Raw genomic sequence first — 25,458 nt, forward strand, 5'->3', positions numbered from 1 at the left:
GCAGAGTCGAGTGCCAACTACGCGACGGGCAGGTCCGGCACCCGCGACGACGGATCCACCTGGTCGCCACCTCAGACAGTTAACCCCGTGAGATCTCCGAAGGGGGAGGTCGGATCGTGACGACCACCAGCTCCAAGGTTGCCATCAAGCCGCTCGAGGACCGCATTGTGGTCCAGCCGCTCGACGCCGAGCAGACCACCGCCTCTGGCCTGGTCATTCCGGACACCGCCAAGGAGAAGCCCCAGGAGGGCGTCGTCCTTGCCGTGGGTCCGGGCCGCTTCGAGAACGGCGAGCGTCTTCCGCTTGACGTGAAGACCGGCGACATCGTGCTGTACAGCAAGTACGGCGGCACCGAGGTGAAGTACAACGGCGAGGAGTACCTCGTCCTCTCGGCTCGCGACGTGCTCGCGATCATCGAGAAGTAATTCACCCAAGCATCTGCTTGTGAGCTGCGCCCCGGGCCCCCGCGACCTTATGAAGCCGGGCGTCAGGGGCGCAGTTCGTTTCACCCACGTTTTCCGAGAGGGCTGAACCGCTCCCATGGCGAAGATCCTGAAGTTCGACGAGGACGCCCGTCGCGCCCTCGAGCGCGGCGTCAACAAGCTTGCCGACACGGTCAAGGTGACGATCGGCCCCAAGGGCCGCAACGTCGTCATCGACAAGAAGTTCGGCGCCCCCACCATCACCAACGACGGCGTCACCATCGCCCGCGAGGTCGAGATCGACGACCCGTACGAGAACCTCGGCGCGCAGCTGGTGAAGGAGGTGGCGACCAAGACCAACGACATCGCGGGTGACGGCACCACCACCGCCACCGTGCTCGCCCAGGCGCTGGTCCGCGAGGGCCTGAAGAACGTCGCCGCGGGTGCCTCCCCGGCGCTGCTGAAGAAGGGCATCGACGCGGCCGTGGCCGCGGTCTCCGAGGAGCTCCTCGCGACCGCCCGCCCGATCGACGAGAAGTCCGACATCGCCGCCGTCGCCGGTCTGTCCGCCCAGGACCCGCAGGTCGGCGAGCTCATCGCCGAGGCGATGGACAAGGTCGGCAAGGACGGTGTCATCACCGTCGAGGAGTCCAACACCTTCGGTCTGGAGCTGGACTTCACCGAGGGCATGGCCTTCGACAAGGGCTACCTGTCGCCGTACTTCGTGACGGACCAGGAGCGTATGGAGGCCGTCCTCGACGACCCGTACATCCTGATCAACCAGGGCAAGATCTCCTCGATCCAGGACCTGCTGCCGCTCCTCGAGAAGGTCATCCAGGCGGGCGCCTCCAAGCCGCTGCTGATCATCGCCGAGGACGTCGAGGGCGAGGCCCTGTCGACCCTGGTCGTGAACAAGATCCGCGGCACCTTCAACGCGGTCGCGGTCAAGGCCCCCGGCTTCGGTGACCGCCGCAAGGCGATGCTGCAGGACCTGGCGGTCCTCACCGGCGCCACGGTCATCTCCGAGGAGGTCGGCCTCAAGCTCGACCAGGTCGGCCTGGACGTGCTGGGCTCCGCCCGCCGCGTCACCGTCACCAAGGACGACACCACGGTCGTCGACGGCGCCGGCAACTCCGAGGACGTCACGGGCCGCGTCGCCCAGATCAAGGCCGAGATCGAGAACACGGACTCCGACTGGGACCGCGAGAAGCTCCAGGAGCGCCTCGCGAAGCTGGCCGGCGGCGTGTGCGTGATCAAGGTCGGCGCCGCCACCGAGGTGGAGCTGAAGGAGAAGAAGCACCGTCTGGAGGACGCCATCTCCGCGACCCGCGCCGCGGTCGAGGAGGGCATCGTCTCCGGTGGTGGCTCCGCGCTCGTCCACGCCGCCAAGGTGCTGGAGGGCGGCCTCGGCAAGACCGGCGACGAGGCCACCGGTGTCGCCGTCGTCCGCAAGGCCGTCGTCGAGCCGCTGCGCTGGATCGCCGAGAACGCCGGCCTGGAGGGCTACGTCATCACCTCCAAGGTCGCCGAGCTCGACAAGGGCCAGGGCTTCAACGCCGCCACCGGCGAGTACGGCGACCTGGTCAAGGCCGGCGTCATCGACCCGGTCAAGGTCACCCGCTCCGCCCTGGAGAACGCCGCCTCCATCGCCTCCCTCCTGCTCACGACCGAGACCCTGGTCGTCGAGAAGAAGGAAGAGGAGGAGCCGGCCGCGGCGGGCCACAGCCACGGCCACTCCCACTGAGCCCACACAGCTCGCAGAAAGCCCCCGCTTCCCCCGGAAGCGGGGGCTTTCCCCTTCGCGGGCCACTGACCGGGTACCCCCGTCGCACCAGGTGCCCCAAGCCGGTCGACCCGACGTCTCCGAGCGGTACGAAGGTCATGGCGCCGCCGCCTCCGGCATCATGAGGCCATGCAGGTGCGGGGGAGGCAGTCCGTCTCGGCGGGCGGCGACATAGGCGTGGCCGTCACGGGCGACAACAACCAGGTCCTCCTCGCGCCCACGGTGCGTTCGGCCTACTGGGAGCAGGTGCGCCGCATCGCCCCCGTCGAACTCGTCGACCGCGACGCCGAGCTGAAGGACCTCGCCGCCTTCTGCACGGCCTCCCGCGGACCGGCGTACGCCTGGTGGCGGGCGGGAGCCTGGGCGGGCAAGACGGCCCTGCTCTCCTGGTTCGCCCTGCATCCCCCGGCGGGCGTGCGGATCGTCCCCTTCTTCGTCACGGCCCGGCTCGGCGCGCAGAACGACGTGGTCGCCTACGTCGACGTGGTCCTCGAACAACTGGCCGAAATCTCCGGCGAGGGCATCCCCGCCCACCTGACCCCCGCGACCCGCGAGGCCCACCTGCTCCGCCTCTGCGCCGAGGCGGCCCGCGTCTGCGGCGCACGCGGCGAACGGCTGGTGCTGCTGGTGGACGGCCTGGACGAGGACCGGGGCGTCACGACCGGCCCGGACGCGCACAGCATCGCGAGCCTGTTGCCGGGCCGCCCCGAGCACGGGCTGCGGGTCCTGGTCGCCGGCCGCCTGAACCCGCCCCTGCCGGGCGACGTCCCCGGCGACCATCCGCTGCGCGACCCCGCCGCCGTACGGACGCTGGATCCGTCGCCGTACGCCCAGGCCGTGCGCGTCGAGGCGGAACGCGAGCTGAAGCGGCTGATCGGGGCCGGAGGTCTGGAGTACGACCTGCTGGCCCTGGTGACGGCCGCGGGCGGCGGCCTCACCGCGCCGGATCTGGCGGAGCTGACGGGGGCCGTGCCGTATCGCGTGCGCGACGTCCTGGACACCTGCGCGGGGCGGACCTTCGGCCGGCGGGTGTCGGTGTACCTGCTGGGCCACGAGGAACTCCAGCTCCAGGCCGAGGACATGCTGGGCACCGCCGAACTCGGCCGCTTCCGCGGGCGGTTGCACGCGTGGGCCGACGCGTGGCGGGAGCGGGGCTGGCCGCGGGAGACACCGGAGTACCTGCTGCGCGGATACGCCCGCATGCTGGGCGCGGCGGGTGACGTGGACCGGATGACCGCGTGCGCGCTGGACGCCGTACGCCATGACCGGATGCGCGAGTCCACCGGTGGGGACGGCGCCGCGATGAACGAGATCCGGGCCGCGGAGCAGGCCGTGGCCGAGGTGCCGGGACGGCCGCTGCTGGACTCCGTACGGCTGGCCGTCCACCGCGAGCACCTCGGCGACCGCAACGAGGGGCTGCCCCACGCCCTGCCGAAGGCATGGGCCGCGGCCGGCCGGACGAGCCGGGCCCTGGCCCTGGCCCGCGGCTTCTCGGACGCGGAGCGGCGGGGGCTGGCGCTCGCCGACGTGGCCGGGGAACTGGCGGCCGCGGGCGCGCCCGAGGCCGTACCGGAGCTGTGGGCCGAGGCCGAGGAGTGCGCGCGACAGTGCGGCGGATGGTTCTCCGGGAACCTGATCCTGCAACGGCTGAGCGAGCAGCGGATCCGGGCCGGGCGGTACGAGGAGGCCGCCGGGACCGCCCGTGCCCTCGACGACTCGATCTTCAGGTCGCCGGCGTACACGAGGGTGGTCACCGCCTGCGTGGAGGCCGGACACCCGGATCGTGCGCGGGAACTGGTGCGCACCGCCCCCGACGAGGACTGCGCCGCGCGCGGCACCGCGGTCGTCGTCGCGGCGCTGGCCGAGGCGGGCCGGACCGCCGAGGCCGAACTGCTGGCCCGCGACGCCGAGTTCCCCGCGGCCCGGCTCACCGGCCTGATCGCGCTGGCCGCCGCCCTCGCCCGCACCGGTGAACTCCCGGACGCGGAGCGCCTGTTCGCCCGGTCCTCGGAACTCGCCGACGACGACCGGCTGCGCGTCGTCCAGGTCACGGGACTGCTCGAAGCGGGCGAGAGCGAGCGCGCCCTCCGGCTGGCGACGGCCATCCCCGGCCGCCTCAAGCGGGAACAGGCGGTGCGGGACGTCGTCACGCACCTGGCCGAGGCCGGGGACTTCGACACCGCCCTGACCCTGGCCCGCTCGCTGGAGGGGACCACCCGCACCTCCGGTCTGCGGAGCATCGCGCTGAGCCTGGCCGAGGCGGGGGAGTACGACCGCGCCCTCGCCGTCGCCGGTGAACTCCCCTCGTCCGAGAAGGAGTCGGGCGAGCTGTTCTCCTCCCTGACCGGTGTCCTGGCGGAAGCGGGCGCCTTCGACCGGGCCCTGAAACTGGCGAAGCGGCCCAAGGAAGCGGTCTGGCGCCGGCACGCCCGCTGCCAGATCGTCAGCTCACTGGCGGAGAAGGGGCTCTTCGACCGGGCCACCGACCTCGCCGACACGATCGAGGACGCCGAGGGCCGGGCCCGCGCCCTGGTCGACGTGGCCACCGCACTGGCGCGGTCGGGACAGCCGGAGCGGGCGGAGCGGATCCTCCAGGACGTCGAGACGCACATGAGATGCCCCGAGGCGGGCACGGCGGCCCGGAAGCTGAGCCAGGCCGCCCTGGCCCTCGGTGAGGCCGGACGGTCCGAGGAGGCGCTGGCGCTCCTGCGGGGCGTCGAGGAGCTGTTCCCCGGGCGGGGCGTCGTCCACTTCGCCCACGAGGAGTTGACCGCCACGATCTCGGCACTCGCCGGCGTGGGGGAACTGGACCGGGCCAGAGCCCTGCTCCGGCGGATCGCCGTGGACCAGCGGCGCGCGGCCGTCACCGCGCTGGTGCGGCGACTGGCCGTGAGCGGCCACCACACCAGGGCGAAGGCCCTCGCGGAGTCCTACGTCCGCAAGAGGGCGGACGACCTCCTCATGGCGTACGAGGTGCGCGGCGCGCTGGTGGACGGCCTCGCGCGGGCCGGCGACTTCGACCGCGCCGAGAAGGTGCTCCGGGAGACGACGGACGGCCATGCCCGCTCCACCTACCGCGCCGCCCTGGCCCTGGCGATGGCCAGGGCGGGCCTGCACACGGTGGCGAGGGCGCATGTCACCCTGCTGGCCAGGACCGCGCCGTTCGTCGACACCGACACCGTGGCCAGGACCCTGATCGAGATCGGCGAGCACGACCGGGCCCTGGCCCTGGCCGCCGAGGCAGAGTCGCACGACGAGGGGAGGGCCGAGGACCACGAGGAACGCCACTGGACCTCGGTGATCAGGATCGCCGAGACCCTGGTCGCGGTCGGCCGCCACGAGGACGCCGTCGACCGCGTCGAGCGGCTCCTGCCCGACGTCGACGAGCACTCCGCGCGCGGGGTGGTGCGGCTCGTGCGGTCGCTCGCCGAGGCGGGTGCCCTCGACCCCGCCGAACGGCTCATCCGTCTCCTGGTCGCCCCCGCCCATGCCGCCCGGGCCCACGCCGCCGTCGCCGGGGCCACCGCGGATCCGGTGCGCGCCCGCCGGTCGATCGCCCACGCCCTGAGGACGGGCGGCTGGGCACCGGCCCTCCCCGCCCTGCTCCGGCACGCTCCCGAGACGGTGCCCCTGGTGATCGAGGCGGCGAACGAGATCAGGTCGGCCTGCCGCCGCCACATCGGACCACCTACTGAGGCCCGTACTTCCGCCCCGTCTTCGACGTGATCCCGCCCAGCAGCGACCGCGGCGCCACCTTCGCCAGGCCCATCAGGGTCTTGTAGCGCGGGTCGGGGATGGAGAGGGACTTGCCGCGGGCGAGGTCGGTCAGTGCCGCGGCCACCAGCTTGTCCGCGTCGAGCCACATCCACCCCGGGATGTTGTCCGTGCCCATCCCGGCCCGCTGGTGGAACTCGGTGCGGACGAAGCCGGGGCACAGGGCCATCAGCCGTACGCCGCTGCCCGCGAGGTCGCGTGCCGCGCCCTGGGTGAACTGCACGACCCACGCCTTGGAGGCGCCGTAGGTGCCACGGGGGACGAAGGCCGCGACCGAGGCGACGTTGACGACACCGCCCCGGCCCCGCGCGCGCATCGCCTCGGTCGCCGCCGAGGTCAGCCGCAGCACCGCCTCGCAGTGCACCTTGAGCATCGCCAGCTCGTCGGCCATGGCCACGTCGAGATAGCGGCCCTTGTTGCCGAAGCCCGCGTTGTTGATCAGCAGGTCGACGGGGTTCTTGCGGTCGCCGAGCCGGGCGGCCACCGCCTCGATGCCGTCGTCGGTGGCGAGGTCCGCGGTGAGGACCTCCGCCTCGATGCCGTGCCGGTCGTGCAGCTCGGTCGCCTGTTCGCGCAGCCGCTTGGTGTCGCGGGCGACCAGGACGAGGTTGTGCCCGTCCGCCGCCAGCCGCCGCGCGAACGCGGCGCCGATGCCCGCGGTCGATCCCGTGATGAGAGCCGTTGTCATGGCGCAAGGTTAATGACCCGGACCGGGCCCGTCCGCTCCCTGCACAGGGCCTCCTCATGAGTCCTCATGAGGAAGAACGGACCGACCGCGGGCCTGCTGACGAGGTGTCAGGAACCGTGCTTCTCCACGTACTCCAGCGCCCACTTGCGCACCTCCGGATGCAGCGCCTCGCCCGCCGCCAGCAGCCGCGGCTGGAGCTCGCGCCCGGTGGTCATCGCGCGGAACGCCAGGGCGACCGTCACGTCGTGGTCGGGGCGGTGGACGATCTCGACCGGGTCCCCGGCCTGGATCTCCCCCGGCTCGATCACCCGGAGATACGCCCCCGGCGCGCCCTTCTGAGTGAACCGCTTCACCCACCGCTTCTCACCCATGTGGCCCTGGAACGTGCCACAGGGGATGCGTCCGCTGCTGATCTCCAGCACCACCTCGGACCCGATGCGCCAGCGCTCGCCGATCAGCGCGCCGGAGACGTCCAGTCCCTCGGTCGTGAGGTTCTCCCCGAAGGCGCCGTTGGCCAGCGCGCGCCCCAGCTCGCCCTCCCAGTCGTCCAGATCCTCGCGGGCCATCACGTACACGGCCTGGTCGTCGCCGCCGTGGTGCTGCTTCTTGCACACCGCGTCCCCGGCCAGCCCGCTCCCGCCGATCCCCTTGGGGCCGGGAGCCGCCACCCGCACCGGCCCCTCGACCGGTTGCTTGTCGATGCCCGTCACGCCTTCGGGGTTGTCCGTGTAGGGCACGGCCGTCGCGCGGCCCAGGTTCACTGACAGAAGCCTCATGTCCCGCACGGTAGGCGACCGGCCATCAAAGCGTCGACGGATTTTTCGGCGACCGCCCCAAGGTGCACTTATGCTCGAAGGGTGATCGAGGCCCGTCATCTCCGTGTGCTGCGCGCCGTCGCCACCACCGGTTCCTTCTCGGCGGCGGGGCGCGAACTGGGCTGCACCCAGCCCGCCGTCAGTCAGCAGATGAAGGCCCTGGAGGCCTCCGTCGGCACTCCTCTGCTGGTCCGCAGCGGCCGCGAGATGCGGCTGACCCAGGCCGGCCAGACCCTCGTACGGCACGCGGCGGGCATCCTCGCCGGACTCACCGCCGCCGAGGAGGAGGTCGCCGCGATCGCCGGTCTGCGCGCGGGCCGCGTCCGCCTGGTCTCCTTCCCCAGCGGCAGCTCCACCCTGGTCCCCACCGCCCTGGCCGCCCTGCGCGCCGAACACCCCGGCACCCGCGTCTCGTTGGAGGAGGCCGAGCCGCCGCAGTCGGTCCGGCTGCTGCGCGAGGGCGACTGCGACCTGGCCCTCGCCTTCCGGTACGAAGGCGCGAGGGGCGGCCAGGAGGGGGAGTGGGACGACCTCGTCGTACGGCCCCTGCTGAGCGACCGGCTCGTGGCGCTCGTACCGGAACGGCACCGGCTCGCGCACGCGCCGTCCGTGGCCATCGGCGACCTCGCGCGCGAGCCGTGGATCGCCGGCTGCCCGCGCTGCCGCGGCCAGCTCGTCGAGGTCTGCGAGAGCGCCGGCTTCACCCCGCGCATCGACTTCGCCACCGACGACTACCCGGCGGTGGTCGGCCTGGTGGGCGCGGGCCTGGGCGTCGCCGTCCTGCCCCAGCTCGCGATCGAGTCCGTACGGCCACGGGGCGCGCGCACGGTGACCCTGGAACCGGCGGTCCGGCGCGAGATCGTCGCGCTCACCCTGCCCGACCTCGCCCAGGTCCCGGCGGTGGCGGCGACGCTGGACCAACTCGCCCGCGCGGCCACGCGATAGGCGCTCGTACAGGCACCCACACACATGGGGAAGGGCACGCGCGCGTGCCCTTCCCCATGTGAGACGTTCCCGCAGAAACGTTCCTTCAATTGTTCGAGGAGCTGCCTCCGGCGCCGGCCGACGCCGACACCAGCCGGTGCCGCGCCCGCCCCATGAGCTCCTCGCGCTCGTCCTCGGTCAGCCCGCCCCACACGCCGTACGGCTCTCTCACCGCCAACGCGTGCGCCGCGCACTGCGCGCGCACCGGGCACCTCATGCAGACCTCCTTGGCCGAGTTCTCGCGAGCACTCCGGGCCGCACCGCGCTCGCCCTCCGGATGGAAGAAGAGCGAGCTGTCCACGCCGCGACAGGCAGCCAGGAGCTGCCAGTCCCACAGGTCCGCGTTCGGTCCGGGAAGGCGGGAGAAATCTGCCATTACGTGACCCCTTGTAGCCGTTCTGTGGCGGATCCGGTGTCCACGACCGCATATCTACGATCTAAGGAGATGAAAATATGACTCATTGCGAATCTAGCCTTAGACACCAGGAAAAGGGAAGAAAAGGGTCTGAATGGGGCATGGGTTGTGATGAAACGTTGTGGGTCCGCAGCTCATGTCTGCACCGTGTCCGCACCCTCACGTAGAGTGCCGAAGATGGCACACGGCCCCGTAACTCTTTCGAGTGACCGTCGTTGAGAGTGCGAGGCGGTTGAAACAACAAGTGCTCGGGCAGGCGTCCGAGACGGTCGACCGCACAGGTGACGATTTCGTACCAGCCTGGAGGCTCAAGGTGACGTGCATCAGCTGCGGAGGGCGGCCATGACATCCGTCCTCGTCTGCGACGACTCCCCGCTTGCCCGAGAGGCGCTCCGCCGCGCGGTCGCGACCGTGCCCGGCGTCGAGCGTGTGACGACGGCGGCCAACGGCGAGGAAGTCCTCCGCCGCTGGGGTGCCGACCGCTCGGACCTGATTCTGATGGACGTACGCATGCCCGGTCTGGGCGGCGTCGAGACCGTCCGGCGGCTGCTGTCCGCCGACCCCGGGGCGCGCATCATCATGCTCACCGTCGCCGAGGACCTCGACGGGGTCGCTCTCGCGGTGGCGGCGGGGGCACGCGGGTACCTCCACAAGGACGCCTCCCGGGCCGAGTTGCGCGCCACCGTCACGCAGGCGCTCGCCGACCCGACCTGGCGGCTCGCCCCGCGGCGGCTGCGGTCCGCCGAGATGGGCGCGGCGCCGACGCTCACGGCGCGTGAGATCCAGGTGCTCGAAGGGATGAGCCACGGGCGGTCCAACGCGGAGATCGGGCGTGAGCTGTTCCTGTCCGAGGACACGGTGAAGACGCATGCTCGGCGGTTGTTCAAGAAGCTGGGTGCGTCTGACCGGGCGCATGCTGTCGCTCTCGGGTTCCGGTGGGGTCTGGTTCGCTGAGAGCTCGGTCGTCGTAGGTCGTCGTTCTGGTGCGGGCTGTTTGTGGCTGGTCGCGCCCCGCGGCGGCAGCCGCATATGGACGCAGCCCCGCGCCCCTTTGGGGCGCGGGCGCTTGTTTCGCGGCGGATGCCGCATCCTTGAGGTGTGGAGTTCCTCGGGGACGAGTCGGTCGAGCGGAAGGGGAGGGCGCAAGGGATGAGTTCCGGCGCACCTGCTCATAACGCTTCGGTGCACAACGACCAGGGCGATGCCGCGCATCCGATGCCGTCAGGGCACCATGGACCGATGCGCGACGACGAGGCGGGCACTGCCCCAGGGGCGATCGGTGCGCTCGTCCACCGCGCCGTCGACGGGGACGAGCAGGCCACGCACGACCTGCTCGCCCATGTCCACCCCCTGGCGCTGCGCTACTGCCGCACCCGTCTGTCCCGCCTGCCCGGCGACGCCCGGCACTTCGTGGAGGACCTGGCCCAGGAGGTCTGCGTGGCCGTCCTCCTCGCCCTGCCGCGCTACAAGGACACCGGACGGCCCTTCGAGGCGTTCGTCTTCGCCATCGCCGCGCACAAGGTCGCCGACCTCCAGCGGGCGGCGATGCGGCACCCCGGCTCCACGGCCGTCCCCTCGGACGAGATGCCGGAGCGGCCCGACGACTCGCTCGGCCCGGAGGAGCGCGCCCTGCTCAGCAGCGACGCCGCCTGGGCCAAGAAACTGCTGGCCAACCTCCCCGAGAACCAGCGCGAACTGTTGCTGCTGCGCATCGCGGTGGGGTTGACGGCGGAGGAGACGGGTCAGATGTTGGGAATGTCACCCGGTGCGGTCCGAGTGGCCCAGCACAGGGCGCTGAGCAGGCTGCGGGCGCTGGCCGAGCAGTAGGCCGCGTTCCCTGAACGGACGCGGCACCGATTCCGTATGAACATACGAAGCCCGGAGTGGGTCCGAACCGTGGAATGTGAGCCCCTCGCTTCCCGTTAGCATGGACATCCGCACCGATCAAGGCCATTTGGGGAAGGTGTCATGACTGCGAACGTCGACGGAGTGCCCGGAAAATTCGCGACACTCGGGCTGACCTACGACGACGTGCTGCTGCTGCCGGGAGCCTCCGAGGTGCTCCCCAACGCGGTCGACACCTCGTCCCGCATCTCCCGCAACGTCCGGGTGAACATCCCGCTGCTCTCGGCGGCCATGGACAAGGTGACCGAGTCCCGCATGGCCATCGCGATGGCCCGCCTGGGCGGCGTCGGCGTGCTGCACCGCAACCTCTCCGTCGAGGACCAGGTCAACCAGGTCGACCTGGTGAAGCGGTCCGAGTCCGGCATGGTCACCGACCCCATCACGGTGCACCCGGAGGCGACCCTCGCCGAGGCCGACGCGCTGTGCGCCAAGTTCCGCATCAGCGGTGTCCCGGTCACCGACCCGGCCGGCAAGCTGCTCGGCATCGTCACCAACCGCGACATGGCCTTCGAGACGGACCGCAGCCGTCAGGTGCGCGAGGTCATGACGCCGATGCCGCTGGTCACCGGCCAGGTCGGCATCTCCGGCAGCGAGGCGATGGAACTGCTGCGCCGCCACAAGATCGAGAAGCTTCCCCTGGTCGACGGGGCGGGCGTCCTCAAGGGCCTCATCACGGTCAAGGACTTCGTCAAGGCGGAGAAGTACCCCAACGCCGCCAAGGACTCCGAGGGCCGGCTCCTGGTCGGTGCCGCCGTCGGCGCCAGCCCCGAGGCCCTGGAACGCGCCCAGGCGCTCGCCGAGGCCGGCGTGGACTTCCTGGTCGTCGACACCTCGCACGGCCACAACAGCAACGCCCTCAGCTGGATGTCGAAGATCAAGTCGAGCGTCGGCGTCGACGTGATCGGCGGCAATGTCGCCACCCGCGACGGCGCCCAGGCGCTCATCGACGCCGGTGTCGACGGCATCAAGGTCGGGGTCGGGCCGGGCTCCATCTGCACCACCCGCGTGGTCGCCGGCATCGGCGTCCCGCAGGTCACCGCCATCTACGAGGCCTCCCTCGCCGCCCGCCCCGCCGGCATCCCGCTGATCGGCGACGGCGGCCTGCAGTACTCCGGCGACATCGGCAAGGCGCTCGCCGCCGGTGCCGACACCGTGATGTTGGGCTCGCTGCTCGCGGGCTGCGAGGAGTCGCCCGGCGAGCTGCAGTTCATCAACGGCAAGCAGTTCAAGTCGTACCGCGGCATGGGCTCGCTCGGCGCCATGCAGTCCCGGGGCCAGGGCAAGTCGTACTCCAAGGACCGCTACTTCCAGGCCGAGGTCTCCGCGGACGACAAGCTCGTGCCCGAGGGCATCGAGGGGCAGGTGCCCTACCGGGGCCCGCTGTCCAGCGTCCTGCACCAGCTCGTCGGCGGGCTGCGCCAGACCATGGGCTACGTGGGCGCGGCCACCATCGACGAGATGGAGTCCAAGGGCCGCTTCGTGCGGATCACCTCGGCGGGTCTGAAGGAGTCGCACCCGCACGACATCCAGATGACGGTGGAGGCCCCGAACTACAGCCGCAAGTGACGGCCACGCGCGCGTGAGGGCGGCCCCGGGGCATCCGGGGCCGCCCTTGTCGTACCCGTCGGGGATACTGGAAGACGCTGAAACGCATCACGAAAGGCCACCCACGTGACTGAGATCGAGATCGGGCGCGGCAAGCGCGGCCGCCGGGCGTACGCCTTCGACGACATCGCCGTCGTCCCCAGCCGTCGTACGCGCGACCCGAAGGAGGTCTCGATCGCCTGGCAGATCGACGCCTACCGGTTCGAGCTGCCCTTCTTGGCCGCCCCCATGGACTCGGTCGTCTCGCCGGCCACCGCGATCCGCATCGGCGAGCTCGGCGGCCTCGGCGTGCTCAACCTCGAAGGCCTGTGGACGCGGTACGAGGACCCGCAGCCGCTGCTGGACGAGATCGTCGGCCTGCCCGTCGAGGCGGCCACCCGCCGGCTCCAGGAGATCTACGCCGCTCCCATCAAGGAGGAGCTCATCGGGCAGCGCCTGAAGGAGGTGCGCGACTCGGGCGTGGTCACCGCCGCCGCGCTCTCCCCGCAGCGCACCGCCGAGTTCTCCAAGGTGGTCGTGGACGCGGGCGTGGACATCTTCGTCATCCGCGGTACGACGGTCTCGGCGGAGCACGTCTCCGGCTCGCACGAACCGCTGAACCTGAAGCAGTTCATCTACGAGCTCGACGTCCCGGTGATCGTCGGCGGCTGCGCCACCTACACCGCGGCCCTGCATCTGATGCGCACCGGCGCCGCGGGCGTCCTGGTCGGCTTCGGCGGCGGCGCCGCGCACACCACGCGCAACGTCCTGGGCATCCAGGTCCCGATGGCGACCGCGGTGGCCGATGTGGCCGCCGCCCGCCGCGACTACATGGACGAGTCCGGCGGCCGGTACGTGCACGTCATCGCGGACGGCGGCGTCGGCTGGTCCGGCGACCTGCCCAAGGCGATCGCCTGCGGCGCCGACGCGGTCATGATGGGCTCCCCGCTGGCCCGCGCCACGGACGCGCCCGGCAAGGGCAACCACTGGGGCATGGAGGCCGTCAACGAGGAGCTGCCGCGCGGCAAGAAGGTCGACCTCGGCACGGTCGGCACCATCGAGGAGGTCCTCACCGGCCCGTCCCACACCCCGGACGGCTCGATGAACCTCTTCGGCGCCCTGCGCCGCGCCATGGCCACCACCGGCTACAGCGAGCTCAAGGAGTTCCAGCGCGTCGAGGTGACGGTCGCGGACTCCCAGCACCGCCGCTAGGCCGTACGACGTCGAAGGGGCCGCTCACCATCGGGTGGGCGGCCCCTTCCTGCTGGGTGTGCGCTCTTACGACGCGGCCTTCTTCGCGCCCGAGAACGCGGCGAAGGCGCCGATGGCGAAGAAGAGGAAGGTCATCGCGTCGACCGTCTCCTTCCAGCCCTTGGCGAGGTCGCCGAAGTGGTCCATGAGGACGGTGGTGACGGACATGTCGAACTCGTCGGCGAAGATCGCGGCGATGCCGATCAGCTGGCCGAGGTAGATGGCGCCCAGGGCCAGCAGCGCGCTCACCACGGGCACCACCGGGTTGGGGCCGCCGATCTTGCCGGCCGCGAGGCCGACGAGGAAGCCGACGCCGATGGCCGCGTAGCCGATCTCGCGCTCGGTGGCGCCGATGATCGCGCCGTAGATCCCGGCGGTGACCAGCGCCGCCACGACGGCGGCGACGATGCCGAGGGCGAGGTTGCCGCGGGCGGGGGCCGGGGTCGTGACGTAGGCCGGGGGCGGGGGTACGGCGCCGGGCTGCTGGGCGAAGGGGTTGCCGCCGGTGGGCTGGGGAGCGGTGCCGGGCTGCGGGGCGTACGGGTTGCCCTCGGCGGGCTGCGGCGGAGTTGGCTGGGTCATGACAGGAAATCCCCCCGAGTCCCTCGCGGGACCGATGCATGAAATGAGCGGTGTGGGCACGCGCACGTGGGTGCGGCAGGATTCGCGCACGTTTGTGCGACGAGTCGCCGAAGAGTAGCAGGCGCCCCCGAGCGGTCCACCAGTGATTTCGTGTCTCGATTTCGCCGCTGTTCGCCGCTGTTCGGCGGGGTCAGAGCCGGTGGGCCGCGCCCGTCGGTGTGGCTCCGCGTGTGTCCAGGAGCAACTGGGCCTTCACGGACAGGCCTTGGAGGTCGTACGTGCGGTGCTGCTGGAGCAGGATCGTCAGGTCGGCGTCGGCGGCGGCCTCGTAGAGCGAGTCGGCGCGCGGCACCGGGCGGTCCAGGACGTTCCAGGACGGGATGTGCGGGTCGTGGTAGCTGACGGAGGCGCCGAGTTGCATCAGCCGGACGGCGATCTCCTGGGCGGGGGTGGCCTGCTGGTCGGCGAGGTCGGGCTTGTAGGTGACGCCGAGGAGCAGCACCCGGGCGCCGCGCGCGGACTTGCCGTGCTCGTTGAGGAGGGCCGCGGCGCGCTGGATGACGTAGCGCGGCATCTGGTGGTTGACCTGTTGGGCGAGCTCGACCATGCGCAGGCTGCGGCCGGTGTGGCCGGTCAGGTCCCGCGCGGTGGCGTGGCCGCCGACGCCGGGGCCGGGGCGGAAGGCCTGGAAGCCGAACGGCTTGGTCTCGGCGCAGCGGATGACGTCCCACAGGTCGACGCCCAACTCGTGGCACAGCACGGCCATCTCGTTGACCAGGGCGATGTTGACGTGCCGGTAGTTGGTCTCCAGGAGCTGGACCGTCTCCGCCTCTCGCGGTCCACGCGCGCGTACGACCTTGTCGGTGAGCCTCGAGTAGAAGGCCGCGGCCGACTCGGTGCACGCCGGAGTCAGGCCGCCGATCACCTTGGGGGTGTTGGCGGGGGTGAAGTCGCGGTTGCCGGGGTCGACCCGGCTGGGGGAGTAGGCGAGGTGGAAGTCGCGGCCCGCGCGCAGGCCCGAGCCCTCTTCGAGGAGCGGGCGCAGGAAGTCCTCGGTGGTGCCCGGGTGCACCGGCGACTCCAGGATCACCGTGGTGTGCGGGCGCAGGCGCGCGGCCAGGGTGCGGGCGGCCGCCTCCACCTGGCCCAGGTCGGGGCCGCCGTCCGCGCCGGGTGGCGTGGGGGCGCAGATGACGGCGGTGCGCACCCGGCCGAGTTCGGCCGGGCTGGTGGCGTGCCGGAAGCCCCCCGAGAGCATCCGGCGCAGTTCGGCGGGGCTGAGCGAGCCGGCCTCGGGTCCCGTGCGGTAACCGAGCGTGGGGATGCCGGCGGTGACGGCGGCCTGGGCCAGCGGCAGTCCGTAGGGGCCGAGTCCGATGACGGCGAGATCTGCGGGCATGGCGTGGGCCGTCCTTCCCAGTAACCGAAGCGGGACAGGTGCGCAAGCCCTGTGGACAGGATGGGCGAGCGCAATGTCAGACTAGGAGTAAATATGACCGAAATACGGGATTGATTCCGTGTGTCTTTCTGCGGGTGTGTGAGCGTGGGACCACGCGTCCGTGAAAGTTGTCCACAGGCTGGGGGTGACTGGTGGCTGAAGTCGGGCAAGCCGGTCAGAATTTGGGCATGGGGGAAACGGACCGGGCCACTCCCCAGGAGTGAGCCGGTGCGACAGGAGCGCGACCGGCGCGCCCTACAGCGGGAGGCAGCGGTGAGGACAGCGACACTGGGACCGGCGCAACGCGCCGAGTCACTCGCATCAATGGCCGAGCGTGAGCTGGACGTGCTGGTGGTGGGAGCGGGTGTGGTCGGTGCGGGCACCGCCCTCGACGCCGTCACCCGAGGGCTGTCCGTGGGCCTGGTCGAGGCGCGTGACTGGGCGTCCGGCACCTCCAGCCGCTCCAGCAAACTGATCCACGGCGGCCTGCGCTATCTGGAGATGCTCGACTTCGCGCTCGTCCGCGAGGCGTTGAAGGAGCGCGGCCTGCTCCTGGAGCGGCTCGCACCCCACCTGGTGAAACCCGTGCCGTTCCTGTACCCCCTTCAGCACAAGGGCTGGGAGCGGCTCTACGCCGGCTCGGGCGTCGCGCTCTACGACGCCATGTCGATGGCCCGCGGCCACGGCCGGGGCCTGCCCGTGCACCGGCACCTGAGCCGCCGTCACGCCCTGCGGGTCGCGCCCGCCCTGAAGAAGGACGCGCTGGTCGGCGCCCTGCAGTACTACGACGCCCAGATGGACGACGCCCGCTTCGTGGCGACCCTCGTGCGCACCGCGGCGGCCTACGGCGCGAAGACCGCCAACCGCGCGCGGGTCACCGGCTTCCTGCGCGAGGGGGAGCGGGTGGTCGGCGCCCGGGTGCAGGACGTCGAGGCCGGCGGGGAGTACGAGATCCGTGCCAAACAGGTCGTCAACGCCACCGGTGTGTGGACCGACGACACCCAGGCGATGGTCGGGGAGCGCGGCCAGTTCCACGTCCGGGCGTCCAAGGGCATCCACCTCGTCGTCCCCAAGGACCGCATCACCTCCTCGTCCGGCCTGATCCTGCGCACCGAGAAGTCCGTCCTCTTCGTCATCCCCTGGGGCCGGCACTGGATCATCGGGACCACGGACACCGACTGGGACCTCGACAAGGCGCACCCGGCCGCGTCCAGCGCCGACATCGACTATCTGCTGGAGCACGTGAACTCCGTGCTCGCGGTGCCGCTGACCCGCGACGACGTCCAGGGCGTGTACGCCGGACTGCGGCCGCTGCTCGCCGGTGAGTCGGACGCCACCAGCAAGCTCTCGCGCGAGCACACCGTGGCGCATCCCGCGCCGGGGCTCGTGGTCGTGGCGGGTGGCAAGTACACGACCTACCGGGTGATGGCCAAGGACGCGGTGGACGAGGCGGTGCACGGACTCGACATGCGGGTCGCCGAGTGCGTCACGGAGGACGTCCCGCTGCTGGGCGCCGAGGGATACCGGGCGCTGTGGAACGCGCGGGCGCGGATCGCCGCCCGCACCGGCCTGCACGTGGTGCGCGTCGAGCATCTGCTGAATCGGTACGGCGCCCTGGCGGAGGAGGTGCTCGACCTCGTCGCCGCGGACACCTCGCTGGGCGAGCCGCTGCACGCGGCCGACGACTATCTGCGGGCCGAGATCGTCTACGCCGCCTCGCACGAGGGGGCCCGGCATCTGGACGACGTACTGACCCGGCGTACCCGTATCTCCATCGAGACCTTCGACCGCGGCACCCGCAGCGCCCGCGAGGCCGCGGAGCTGATGGCGCCGGTGCTCGGCTGGGACAAGGACCAGATCGAGCGCGAGGTCGAGCACTACGAGAAGCGGGTCGAGGCGGAGCGGGAGTCGCAGCGGCAGCCGGACGACCTGACGGCGGACGCGGCGCGGTTGGGGGCGCCGGACATCGTGCCGCTGTAGGAACCGGCCCCGCCCGGCCCCGCCCGGCCCCGCCCGGCCCCGCCCGGCCCCGCCCGGCCTCAGCCGGCCTCCGCCGGATGGAAGTAGACGGTCCCCGACCGCCAGGGGCCGTGCTCGGTGATCTCCGACTCGATGACGAGGTGCTGGACCTCGACCGGGCCCAATGCCTCGATGGAATCCGCCAGCCGGCGCAGGAGATCCGGCACGCTGTCGCAGCCCGGGCCGGAGGGATTGGCCTGCGAGAAATGGTGCACGGTCCAGTGCGAGGGCGTCTCGGACATGGGTAGATCGTAGAGCTCACTCGAACGGGTGTCGTAGGCCGGGATCTTTGAGCGGGGCCCGGCCGTTGGGTGGGGTGCGGGGCGGAACACGACGAAGAGCAGGGCCGACATGCTCCCAGGGGCACCCTGGGCGCTGGGCACTTGTCGGGTGAGGGACAATGGAGGCTCTGTCAGGGCGGGTTGCATGAGGGGACGCATGTCGGAGGCGGAGCGGGCGGGGACATCCCGTCAGGACACTCGTCAGGACGACGGCGAGCGTCTTCTCGCCGGGCGGTACCGCCTGGGAGGGGTGCTCGGTCGCGGAGGCATGGGCACGGTGTGGCGTGCCGAGGACGAGACCCTGGGCCGGACGGTCGCCGTCAAGGAACTGCGGTTCCCGTCCAACATCGACGAGGACGAGAAGCGCCGGCTGATCACGCGCACACTGCGCGAGGCCAAGGCGATCGCACGGATCCGCAACAACAGCGCGGTGACCGTCTACGACGTGGTCGACGAGGACGACCGGCCGTGGATCGTGATGGAGCTCGTCGAGGGCAAGTCGCTCGCCGAGGTCATCCGCGAGGACGGCCTGCTGGAGCCGAAGCGCGCGGCGGAGGTCGGCCTCGCCGTCCTCGACGTCCTGCGCTCCGCGCACCGCGAGGGCATCCTGCACCGCGACGTGAAGCCGTCCAACGTGCTGATCTCCGAGGACGGCCGGGTCGTGCTCACCGACTTCGGCATCGCCCAGGTGGAGGGCGACCCCTCCATCACCTCCACCGGCATGCTCGTCGGCGCGCCCTCCTACATCTCCCCGGAGCGGGCCCGCGGTCACAAGCCCGGTCCCGCCGCCGACCTGTGGTCGCTGGGCGGCCTGCTGTACGCCGCGGTCGAGGGCGCGCCGCCCTACGACAAGGGGTCCGCGATCGCGACCCTGACCGCGGTGATGACGGAGCCGCTGGAGGATCCGAAGAACGCCGGTCCGCTGAAGGACGTCATCTACGGCCTGCTGACCAAGGATCCCGCCAAGCGGCTCGACGACACGGGCGCGCGGACGATGCTCAACGCCGTGATCCACGCGCCGGAACCGAAGGCCGAACCGGAACCGGCCATGGACGCCACGAAGGTGGTGCCGCTGCCCCCGCAGCCCGACGAGCGCGCGGGCAGGAGGAGTTCGGGGGACAAGAGGAGTTCCGGGAGCACCGGAGGCAAGCGCGGCGAGGAGGCGGGCGACCGGCTGCGCGGCGCGTTCCGCTCCGTGCGGAAGGCCGCAGGGGCCGCGGCCACGTCCGCGGCCGCGTCCCGTACCAAGTCCGGCGGGACCGGGGCCGGTTCGGGCTCGGGCTCGGGCTCGGACGAGGGCTCGTCCGGCTCGGGGTCCGGTGGCGGGGCGACGGCTCCCTCGGGTACCGCGGCCGGCCGGGGGACGGCCGAGGCCGGGGCCGCCGGTGCGGCGGGTCCGGGAGCGGTCGGTGCGTCGGGTGCGCGCGGTGGCGCGGCCGGTTCGGGTGCGGGCGGTGCGGAGCCCTCCGGGAAGACGACGAAGACCGCGCAAGCCGCGCAGACCCCGAAGACGGCGAAGGCGGCCGAGACGGCGAAGACGGCGGCGGGTTCGTCCGCCGCGGCCTCGTCCGCCACCGCCGCTGCGGCCTCACCTTCGTCTTCGGTCTCGTCCAAGTCCTCGCCCGCCTCGACTTCTTCGCCTGCCTCCGCCGCTTCCGGATCCCCCTCCGCCACGGCTTCGGGCTCGGCGGCGGCCGGTGTGCCCGGTCCCCGCGACGGCTCCGCGCAGGGTGCGAGCGGTGGGTCCGCGGGCCGGAGTTCCGGGTGGCCCGTGATGACGCCGCCGGACCTGCCGCCGCGGCCCGTGCCCAGGGCGCCGCTCACCGACGTGGTGCCGAAGCGGACCCTGGTGATCATCGCGGTGGTCGTGGTGCTCGCCGTGCTCGGCACCGTGCTGGCACTGACGCTCGGCGGTGACGACAACCCCGAGGGGGCCAAGGGCGGCGGGACCAAGGTGACCGCAGGTCCCAGCGCGAGCGCCGACACCAAGGACGACGACAACGGCGGCGCCCACACGGACGGCTCGGAGAGCAAGTCGCCGACGGCCGGATCGGGTTCGCAGGTCACGCCGAGCGGCGGGGCGAGCGCGTCCGACGGCAGCGGTGCGGGCGCGGGATCCGGCTCGGGCTCGGGCGACTCCGGTACCGGCTCCGGCGACAGCACGGCGCAGTCGACGCACAAGGGAAGCCAGGGCTACTCGATCGGGCTGCCCGCGGGGTGGAAGTACAGCTCCTCGGGTGGCGCGGGGGACCGTTTCTCCGGGCCCGACGGGCAGCGGCTGCTCGTCGCCTGGACGTCCACGCCCAAGGGCGACCCGGTCACGGACTGGAAGAACCAGGAGTCCGGCATGCGGCGCGCTCAGTACGAGCGGATCCGAATAGAGGCGGTGAGCTACCGCGGCTGGAACACGGCCGACTGGGAGTTCACCTACTCGGAGGGCGGGACGACGTACCGGGTGATCGACCGGGGATTCGTCGTCAACGACAGCCTCGGATACGCGCTGATGTACACGGCGAAGGCCGCGAACTGGGACACGGGCCTGCGCGAGAGCACCTGGAAGACGCTGACGGAGACCTTCACGCCGAAGTCCTGAGGGACCGCGCGATGATCGACTACGTGTTCGATACCGGGTTTGCCGCGTGAGATCTGGCATCCCCTCTCTGCGGGTTGCCTCCGGCACGTATCGTGAATGATTGCGGACCGTACGCATCCGGGAACGGGTACGAACGGGTCGCAAGGCGAACGGAATTGACCAACCGGGCGGCCGGGGGAGGCAACGTGGACGACTATGCGGGACGGGTACTCGCCGACCGCTACCGCCTGCCGCTGCCGCCCTCCGACGAGTACGAACTCACCGACACCCGGGCCTTCGACACCTACAGCGGGCAGGAAGTCCTGGTCCGGCAGGTGCCGTTGCCGGAGGTGGTCGAGGCGGAGGTCCTCGACGCCGAGGGGCTGCCGGACGGTTTCACGGCGCGTGACCCCCGAGGAGCGCGGCGCTCCCCGGCGGGCTCGGGCGCGCGACGGCCGGCGGATCCCGCCGTACGCCGGGCCGTGGAGGCCGCGCAGGCCGCCGCCCGGATACCCGATCATCCACGGCTCGACCAGGTCTTCGACGTGTTCGCCGAGGGCGGTTCGCTGTGGGTCGTCAGCGAGTTCGTGGCCGCGCGTCCACTGGCCGCGCTGCTCGCCGAGAAGCCGCTGACGCCCTACCGGGCGGCCGAGGTCGCCGCCGACGTCCTCATGGCCCTGCGCGTCCTGCACGCCCACGGCTGGGTGCACCGCAATGTCACCGCGCGCACGGTGATGGTCTGCGACGACGGCCGGGTGATGCTGACCGGTCTCGCGGTGGGCGCGGCGGAGGAAGCGCTGTGCGGGTACGACCCGGTCCCGGCCGAGGACGGGGACTGGGGCCATGGGAGCGACGGCTCCGGCGCGGCCGGGGGAGGCGGAGAGCCGGGCCCGCACGCCGGTTCCGGCGCGCCCCAGCCCCACGGCCCGGGTGCGATGGGCACGCAGCGTGCGCAGGGTGGCCCTGGCGCGCTCAGTGGTTCCGGGGTGGTCGGCAGGCCCGGCGGCGGTGCCCCTGCGGGTGGCGGTGGCGTCACGTTCGGCGGGGGTGACCCCGAGGCCGCCCGGCGGGCCGCCATCGAGGCCCGGGAGAACGGCGCGCTGCCGGCGGTCGGGGCGGACCAGGCGAACGGGGCGTCGGCCGCGATCGCGCGCAACCCCGTCGACACCGGTACGGACATCAGGGCGGCGCGGGCCGGTGCCATCGCCGCGTATCGCGCGGGTGCGCGGGCCGCGGCCCGGGTCCAGGAGGCGCAGAACGGACGGGCGGCCCTGCCGGGAGCGCGTCCCGCCCCCGAGGACGACCCGGGCTCGCAGGCCGACGGCTCGGCACAGCAGCCCCCGCTGGGCCCCGCCGCCCCCCACGGCGTCCAGCACGTCCAGCAGTCGCCGTACCCCACGGCGAACGGTGTGCAGCACGCGCCCGGGACCGTGCCTCCGGGGCAGATAGCCGACCCCTACGGCGTGCGGGGCCCCGCCTGGCACGGAGCCGCTCCGCGGAACGCGCCCGGGGGGACGCTGCCGCCGGCCGGGAACACCCACGCGGACGCGACCGGCCGTACGGCGACGGCACTTCCGCAGCCTCAGTATCCTCAGCCTCCGCATCCTCCGCAGGGCGGCAACGGCGTCGCGCCGGCCGTCCAGGACGCGGCGGGCCCGCGGCCGAGCCGTTGGGACGAACTCGCCGCCGAGGCGCCGGTGCGCCGGGGGCCGACCACCGCGCTGGCCGCCGAGCGGGCGCGGCAGGCCCGGATGGCCGTGGTGGGACCGGTGACCGAGCGCTGGGCACCGGAGCAGGCCGGGCCCGTGCACGAGAACTGGCAGCTGGCGGCGCCCATCGGGCCCGCGACCGACCTGTGGGCGCTCGGCGCGCTGCTCTTCCGTGCCGTGCAGGGGCACGCGCCCTACCCCGAGGAGTCGACCGCCGAGCTGGTGCAGCTGGTGTGCGCGGAGCCGCCCGCCTTCGCCGAGGAGTGCGGGCCGCTCAGGCCGGTCGTGGAGTCACTGCTGCGGCAGGACCCGACCGAGCGCCTGGACTTCGAGGAACTGCGCGGCTGGCTGCGCTCGTTGGTGCGGTCGGCGCCCGAGCCGGACGCCGGGGTGCATGTCGTCGCGGCGCCGCCCGCGGACACCAGCCGGCTGCCGATCGTGCGGCGGCGGGGCGAACTGGTGCGCAGGCGGCGCGCCGGGCTGCCCGCGCACCAGGGACGGCACAAGCGGGCTCGGGAGGAGGTCCGTTCGCCCAGGCGGCTCGGGCGGACCCTGCTTCTGCTGATCCTGCTCCTGCTGGCCGGCGCGATCGCGTACGCGATGCTGTTCATGCCGAAGTCGGGGGCCGACGGGGAGGACGCCTCGCAGTCCACCGGTTCCGGCTCGGTCGGCACGGCGCCCGAGCGGTCCGCGGAGCCGAGCAGCGAGCCCCGCCCCGACCAGACCTCGCCGGGACCCCAGGACAGCAGCCCGTCCTCCGCCCCGTCCACCGAGACGCAGACCAGCGGACCCGAGGTCGCCGACGGCTTCACGCTGCGCAAGGACCCCGGGGGCTTCCAGGTCGCCGTGGCCAACGGCTGGGACCGCACCGCGGTCAACGGCCGCGGGCAGATCGTGTACACGCACGGGAACTTCGAGCTCATCGTCGTACCGGGCCGGGACAGCGCGGCCCAGGACGGCGGCGACCCGATGGTGTACCAGCGGGAGAAGGAGCCCGAGCTCCAGCCGTACCGGGACTCCAGCTGGGCCACCGCGACCGGGCTGAAGTCGATCCAGGTCGGTGAGCGCTCGATGGCCGAGGGGCAGTTCACCTGGACCGACGGTGACGGGCGCGAGCTTTTCGTGCGCAACCTGGCGCTGCTGATCGACGGCAAGTACCACGTGGTGCAGGTGCGCGGCCCGGAGGCCGAGCGGGACGAGGTGACCCGGCTGTACGAGCAGGCGTCGGCGACGTATCAGGTCACCGGGTAGCAAACCGGACGGCGCTCGTCCGGACGCGGTTCGGGTGCGGCGGGTTCACTCGCGTTCCCGAAAGCGACAACCGTCACAGTGAGGTCTCCTTGACGCCCCCAAGGTTCCTTTAGGTGACCGCCGGTCCTTAGGCTGACTCCGTCAAGAGCATTGCGGGGCAACGTGAATCAGATGCAGGGCCAGCTCCTCGCGGGCCGTTACCGGCTCGCCGACCCGATCGGCAAGGGCGGCATGGGGCGGGTGTGGCGTGCCCACGACGAGGTGCTGCACCGGGCCGTCGCGATCAAGGAACTGACCGCCGCGCTCTACGTCTCCGAGAGCGATCAGGCCGTCCTCCTCGCCCGCACCCGGGCCGAGGCGCGTGCCGCCGCCCGGATCAACCACTCCGCCGTCGTCACCGTGCACGACGTGCTCGACCACGACGGCCGACCGTGGATCGTGATGGAACTGGTCGAGGGCCACTCGCTGGCCGACGCGGTCAAGGAACAGGGCCGGGTCGAGGCGCGGGAGGCCGCCCGCATCGGGATGTGGGTACTGCGGGCCCTGCGTGCCGCGCACACCGCCGGAGTGCTGCACCGCGACGTCAAGCCCGGCAACGTCCTCCTCGGCCGGGACGGCCGCGTCCTGCTCACCGACTTCGGCATCGCCCAGATCGAGGGCGACACGACCATCACCCGCACCGGCGAGGTCGTCGGCTCGGTCGACTACCTCGCCCCCGAGCGGATCCGCGGCCACGACCCGGGTCCGTCCTCCGACCTGTGGGCGCTGGGCGCCACCCTCTACACGGCCGTCGAGGGCAGATCGCCGTTCCGCCGTACGACACCGCTGACCACCATGCAGGCCGTCGTCGACGAGGAACCCGCCGAGCTGCGCAACGGCGGCGCGCTCGCACCCGTCATCGCCGCGCTGCTGCACAAGGACCCCGCCGTGCGGCCCGACGCGGCCGCCGCCGAGCAGATGCTCGCCGAGGCGGCCGAGGGCCGGCGGTCGAGCGCGGCCCAGGCGTACGTCACGACGCGGCACATCGGCCACGGTGGTCAGGGCGGCTACGGCAACCAGGGCGGCCACGGCGGTCACGGTGAGCCGGAGGCCCGTACCGGCTCGGAGACGGGGGGCGGGACGCCGTATCCGTCGAGCCCGACGCCGTACGCGAGCGGGGGAACGCCGTATCCGGGGAGCGGTACGTCGTATCCGAGCGGGGGCACGTCCTATCCGTCGAGTCCGTCGGGTGGTGTGCCGTATCCGCCGGGGACCGCGGCGACGACGATCGGCCGGGCGGGGGCGCACACCGGCGCCGTCGAGGCGCCGCCGAAGCGCCGACGGCTGCGGTCGCTCGTGCTCGTGGTCGTCCTGGCGGCGATCGTCGGCGGCGGTACGGCCGTAGCGTTCCAGAAGTGGGACGAGGGGCGCGGGACCCCCGCGGCCGCCGCGCCCACCCCCACGGAGACGGGCGGAAGCAGCACGCAGAGCGCCGAGGACGGGACCGTTCCGGCCACCTGGGTGCGCTACGACGATCCTCTCGGCTTCACGCTCTACCTGCCCAAGGGCTGGAAGCGGTCGGTCTTCGGCATCGAGGGCGACCTCTCGCAGATCGACTACTCGCCCGACGGCGGCAAGCACTTCGTCCGTATCGCCGTCGACACCTCACCGGACTTCAGCGACCCGTACGCCCACCAGATCGATCTGGAGCAGCAGCTCCTGCGGCTGCGCGGCTACGAGCGGGTGAGCCTGGAGCGGAACACCTACCGGGACCGCAGCAGCGCCCGGTGGGAGTACACCTGGACCGCGCTGCCCAAGGACACGAAGTTCCCCGGGCCGCGCCGGGCCGTCGAGGAGACGTACATGTCCCGGGAGGGCACCGAGTACGCGATCTACATGTCGGCGCCGGCCAAGAGCTGGGGCACGACGGCCAAGCAGTTCAAGGCGGTTCTCCAGGGCTGGCAGGAGAAGACCTCCTCCTGACGGCGGCGCGAACGGCCTGAACG

Annotated in this window: 18 protein-coding genes; 12 read left to right on the top strand and 6 right to left on the bottom strand. The window is 72.2% G+C overall.

Annotated elements, in window-relative coordinates; translation table 11 throughout:
* Positions 1 to 116: 116 nt before the first annotated feature.
* From groES to K4B79_RS37500, 3 genes are all read left to right on the top strand, one after another.
* Positions 117 to 425, top strand: a complete 309-nt coding sequence (gene groES / locus K4B79_RS37490) for a co-chaperone GroES (protein WP_003998759.1) — start codon at positions 117 to 119, stop codon at positions 423 to 425.
* A 115-nt stretch (positions 426 to 540) separates the two neighbouring features.
* A complete protein-coding gene (gene groL, locus K4B79_RS37495) occupies positions 541 to 2,166 on the top strand; it encodes a chaperonin GroEL (protein WP_232031877.1) in 1,626 nt (541 codons plus the stop codon).
* Between the two features lie 168 nt (positions 2,167 to 2,334).
* Complete coding sequence (locus K4B79_RS37500) at positions 2,335 to 5,931, top strand: tetratricopeptide repeat protein (RefSeq protein ID WP_232031878.1); 3,597 nt, start codon at positions 2,335 to 2,337, stop codon at positions 5,929 to 5,931.
* On the opposite strand, the gene K4B79_RS37505 is transcribed toward K4B79_RS37500, so the two are convergent.
* On the bottom strand, positions 5,894 to 6,667 hold the full coding sequence (locus tag K4B79_RS37505) for an SDR family NAD(P)-dependent oxidoreductase (protein ID WP_232031879.1): 774 nt from the start codon (positions 6,665 to 6,667) through the stop codon (positions 5,894 to 5,896). The two genes, K4B79_RS37500 and K4B79_RS37505, sit on opposite strands and share 38 nt — an antisense overlap.
* Positions 6,668 to 6,774: 107 nt before the next feature.
* Positions 6,775 to 7,443, bottom strand: coding sequence for an MOSC domain-containing protein (locus K4B79_RS37510; RefSeq protein WP_232031880.1), 669 nt, complete (start codon positions 7,441 to 7,443; stop codon positions 6,775 to 6,777).
* 81 nt (positions 7,444 to 7,524) lie between these two features.
* Between K4B79_RS37510 and K4B79_RS37515 the strand changes: the two genes are divergently transcribed.
* A complete protein-coding gene (locus tag K4B79_RS37515) occupies positions 7,525 to 8,427 on the top strand; it encodes a LysR family transcriptional regulator (RefSeq protein WP_232031881.1) in 903 nt (300 codons plus the stop codon).
* A gap of 85 nt (positions 8,428 to 8,512) precedes the next feature.
* On the opposite strand, the gene K4B79_RS37520 is transcribed toward K4B79_RS37515, so the two are convergent.
* Positions 8,513 to 8,842: a WhiB family transcriptional regulator gene (locus K4B79_RS37520; RefSeq protein ID WP_232031882.1), complete on the bottom strand. Its 330-nt coding sequence runs from the start codon at positions 8,840 to 8,842 to the stop codon at positions 8,513 to 8,515.
* Positions 8,843 to 9,223: 381 nt separating this feature from the next.
* Between K4B79_RS37520 and K4B79_RS37525 the strand changes: the two genes are divergently transcribed.
* The 4 genes from K4B79_RS37525 to K4B79_RS37540 all read left to right on the top strand — a co-directional run bounded on the left by K4B79_RS37525 (position 9,224) and on the right by K4B79_RS37540 (position 13,582).
* Entirely contained in the window at positions 9,224 to 9,835 is a 612-nt protein-coding gene (locus K4B79_RS37525) for a response regulator transcription factor (protein WP_003948568.1), read from the top strand.
* A gap of 285 nt (positions 9,836 to 10,120) precedes the next feature.
* Positions 10,121 to 10,708, top strand: a complete 588-nt coding sequence (locus tag K4B79_RS37530; RefSeq protein ID WP_067438054.1) for a sigma-70 family RNA polymerase sigma factor — start codon at positions 10,121 to 10,123, stop codon at positions 10,706 to 10,708.
* 141 nt (positions 10,709 to 10,849) lie between these two features.
* Positions 10,850 to 12,352, top strand: a complete 1,503-nt coding sequence (gene guaB / locus K4B79_RS37535; RefSeq protein ID WP_232031883.1) for an IMP dehydrogenase — start codon at positions 10,850 to 10,852, stop codon at positions 12,350 to 12,352.
* A gap of 105 nt (positions 12,353 to 12,457) precedes the next feature.
* Positions 12,458 to 13,582 (top strand): GuaB3 family IMP dehydrogenase-related protein, encoded by a 1,125-nt coding sequence (locus tag K4B79_RS37540; protein WP_232031884.1) that lies wholly within the window; start codon positions 12,458 to 12,460, stop codon positions 13,580 to 13,582.
* 66 nt (positions 13,583 to 13,648) lie between these two features.
* Here the strand turns inward: K4B79_RS37540 and K4B79_RS37545 are convergent, their stop codons facing one another.
* Together K4B79_RS37545 and K4B79_RS37550 are read right to left on the bottom strand one after the other, a co-directional pair.
* On the bottom strand, positions 13,649 to 14,203 hold the full coding sequence (locus tag K4B79_RS37545; RefSeq protein WP_232031885.1) for a hypothetical protein: 555 nt from the start codon (positions 14,201 to 14,203) through the stop codon (positions 13,649 to 13,651).
* 190 nt (positions 14,204 to 14,393) lie between these two features.
* Positions 14,394 to 15,602 carry a nucleotide sugar dehydrogenase gene (locus K4B79_RS37550; RefSeq protein ID WP_232031886.1) on the bottom strand — a complete coding sequence of 403 codons (1,209 nt, stop codon included), beginning with the start codon at positions 15,600 to 15,602 and terminating at the stop codon, positions 14,394 to 14,396.
* Between the two features lie 312 nt (positions 15,603 to 15,914).
* On the opposite strand from K4B79_RS37550, the gene K4B79_RS37555 reads away from it, so the two are divergent.
* A complete protein-coding gene (locus tag K4B79_RS37555; protein ID WP_232031986.1) occupies positions 15,915 to 17,621 on the top strand; it encodes a glycerol-3-phosphate dehydrogenase/oxidase in 1,707 nt (568 codons plus the stop codon).
* A gap of 59 nt (positions 17,622 to 17,680) precedes the next feature.
* On the opposite strand, the gene K4B79_RS37560 is transcribed toward K4B79_RS37555, so the two are convergent.
* Positions 17,681 to 17,902 (bottom strand): hypothetical protein, encoded by a 222-nt coding sequence (locus tag K4B79_RS37560; protein ID WP_232031887.1) that lies wholly within the window; start codon positions 17,900 to 17,902, stop codon positions 17,681 to 17,683.
* A 196-nt stretch (positions 17,903 to 18,098) separates the two neighbouring features.
* Between K4B79_RS37560 and K4B79_RS37565 the strand changes: the two genes are divergently transcribed.
* From K4B79_RS37565 to K4B79_RS37575, 3 genes are all read left to right on the top strand, one after another.
* Complete coding sequence (locus tag K4B79_RS37565; protein WP_232031888.1) at positions 18,099 to 20,534, top strand: serine/threonine-protein kinase; 2,436 nt, start codon at positions 18,099 to 18,101, stop codon at positions 20,532 to 20,534.
* Positions 20,535 to 20,719: 185 nt separating this feature from the next.
* On the top strand, positions 20,720 to 23,473 hold the full coding sequence (locus tag K4B79_RS37570; RefSeq protein ID WP_232031889.1) for a protein kinase: 2,754 nt from the start codon (positions 20,720 to 20,722) through the stop codon (positions 23,471 to 23,473).
* 171 nt (positions 23,474 to 23,644) lie between these two features.
* The gene (locus K4B79_RS37575) at positions 23,645 to 25,435 is read left to right on the top strand and encodes a serine/threonine-protein kinase (protein ID WP_232031890.1); all 1,791 of its coding nucleotides are present in this window, start codon (positions 23,645 to 23,647) and stop codon (positions 25,433 to 25,435) included.
* The last annotated feature ends 23 nt before the right edge of the window (positions 25,436 to 25,458 follow it).

Origin of the sequence: Streptomyces lincolnensis (genome assembly GCF_021173675.1) — a bacterium.
GTDB lineage: Bacteria > Actinomycetota > Actinomycetes > Streptomycetales > Streptomycetaceae > Streptomyces > Streptomyces lincolnensis_B.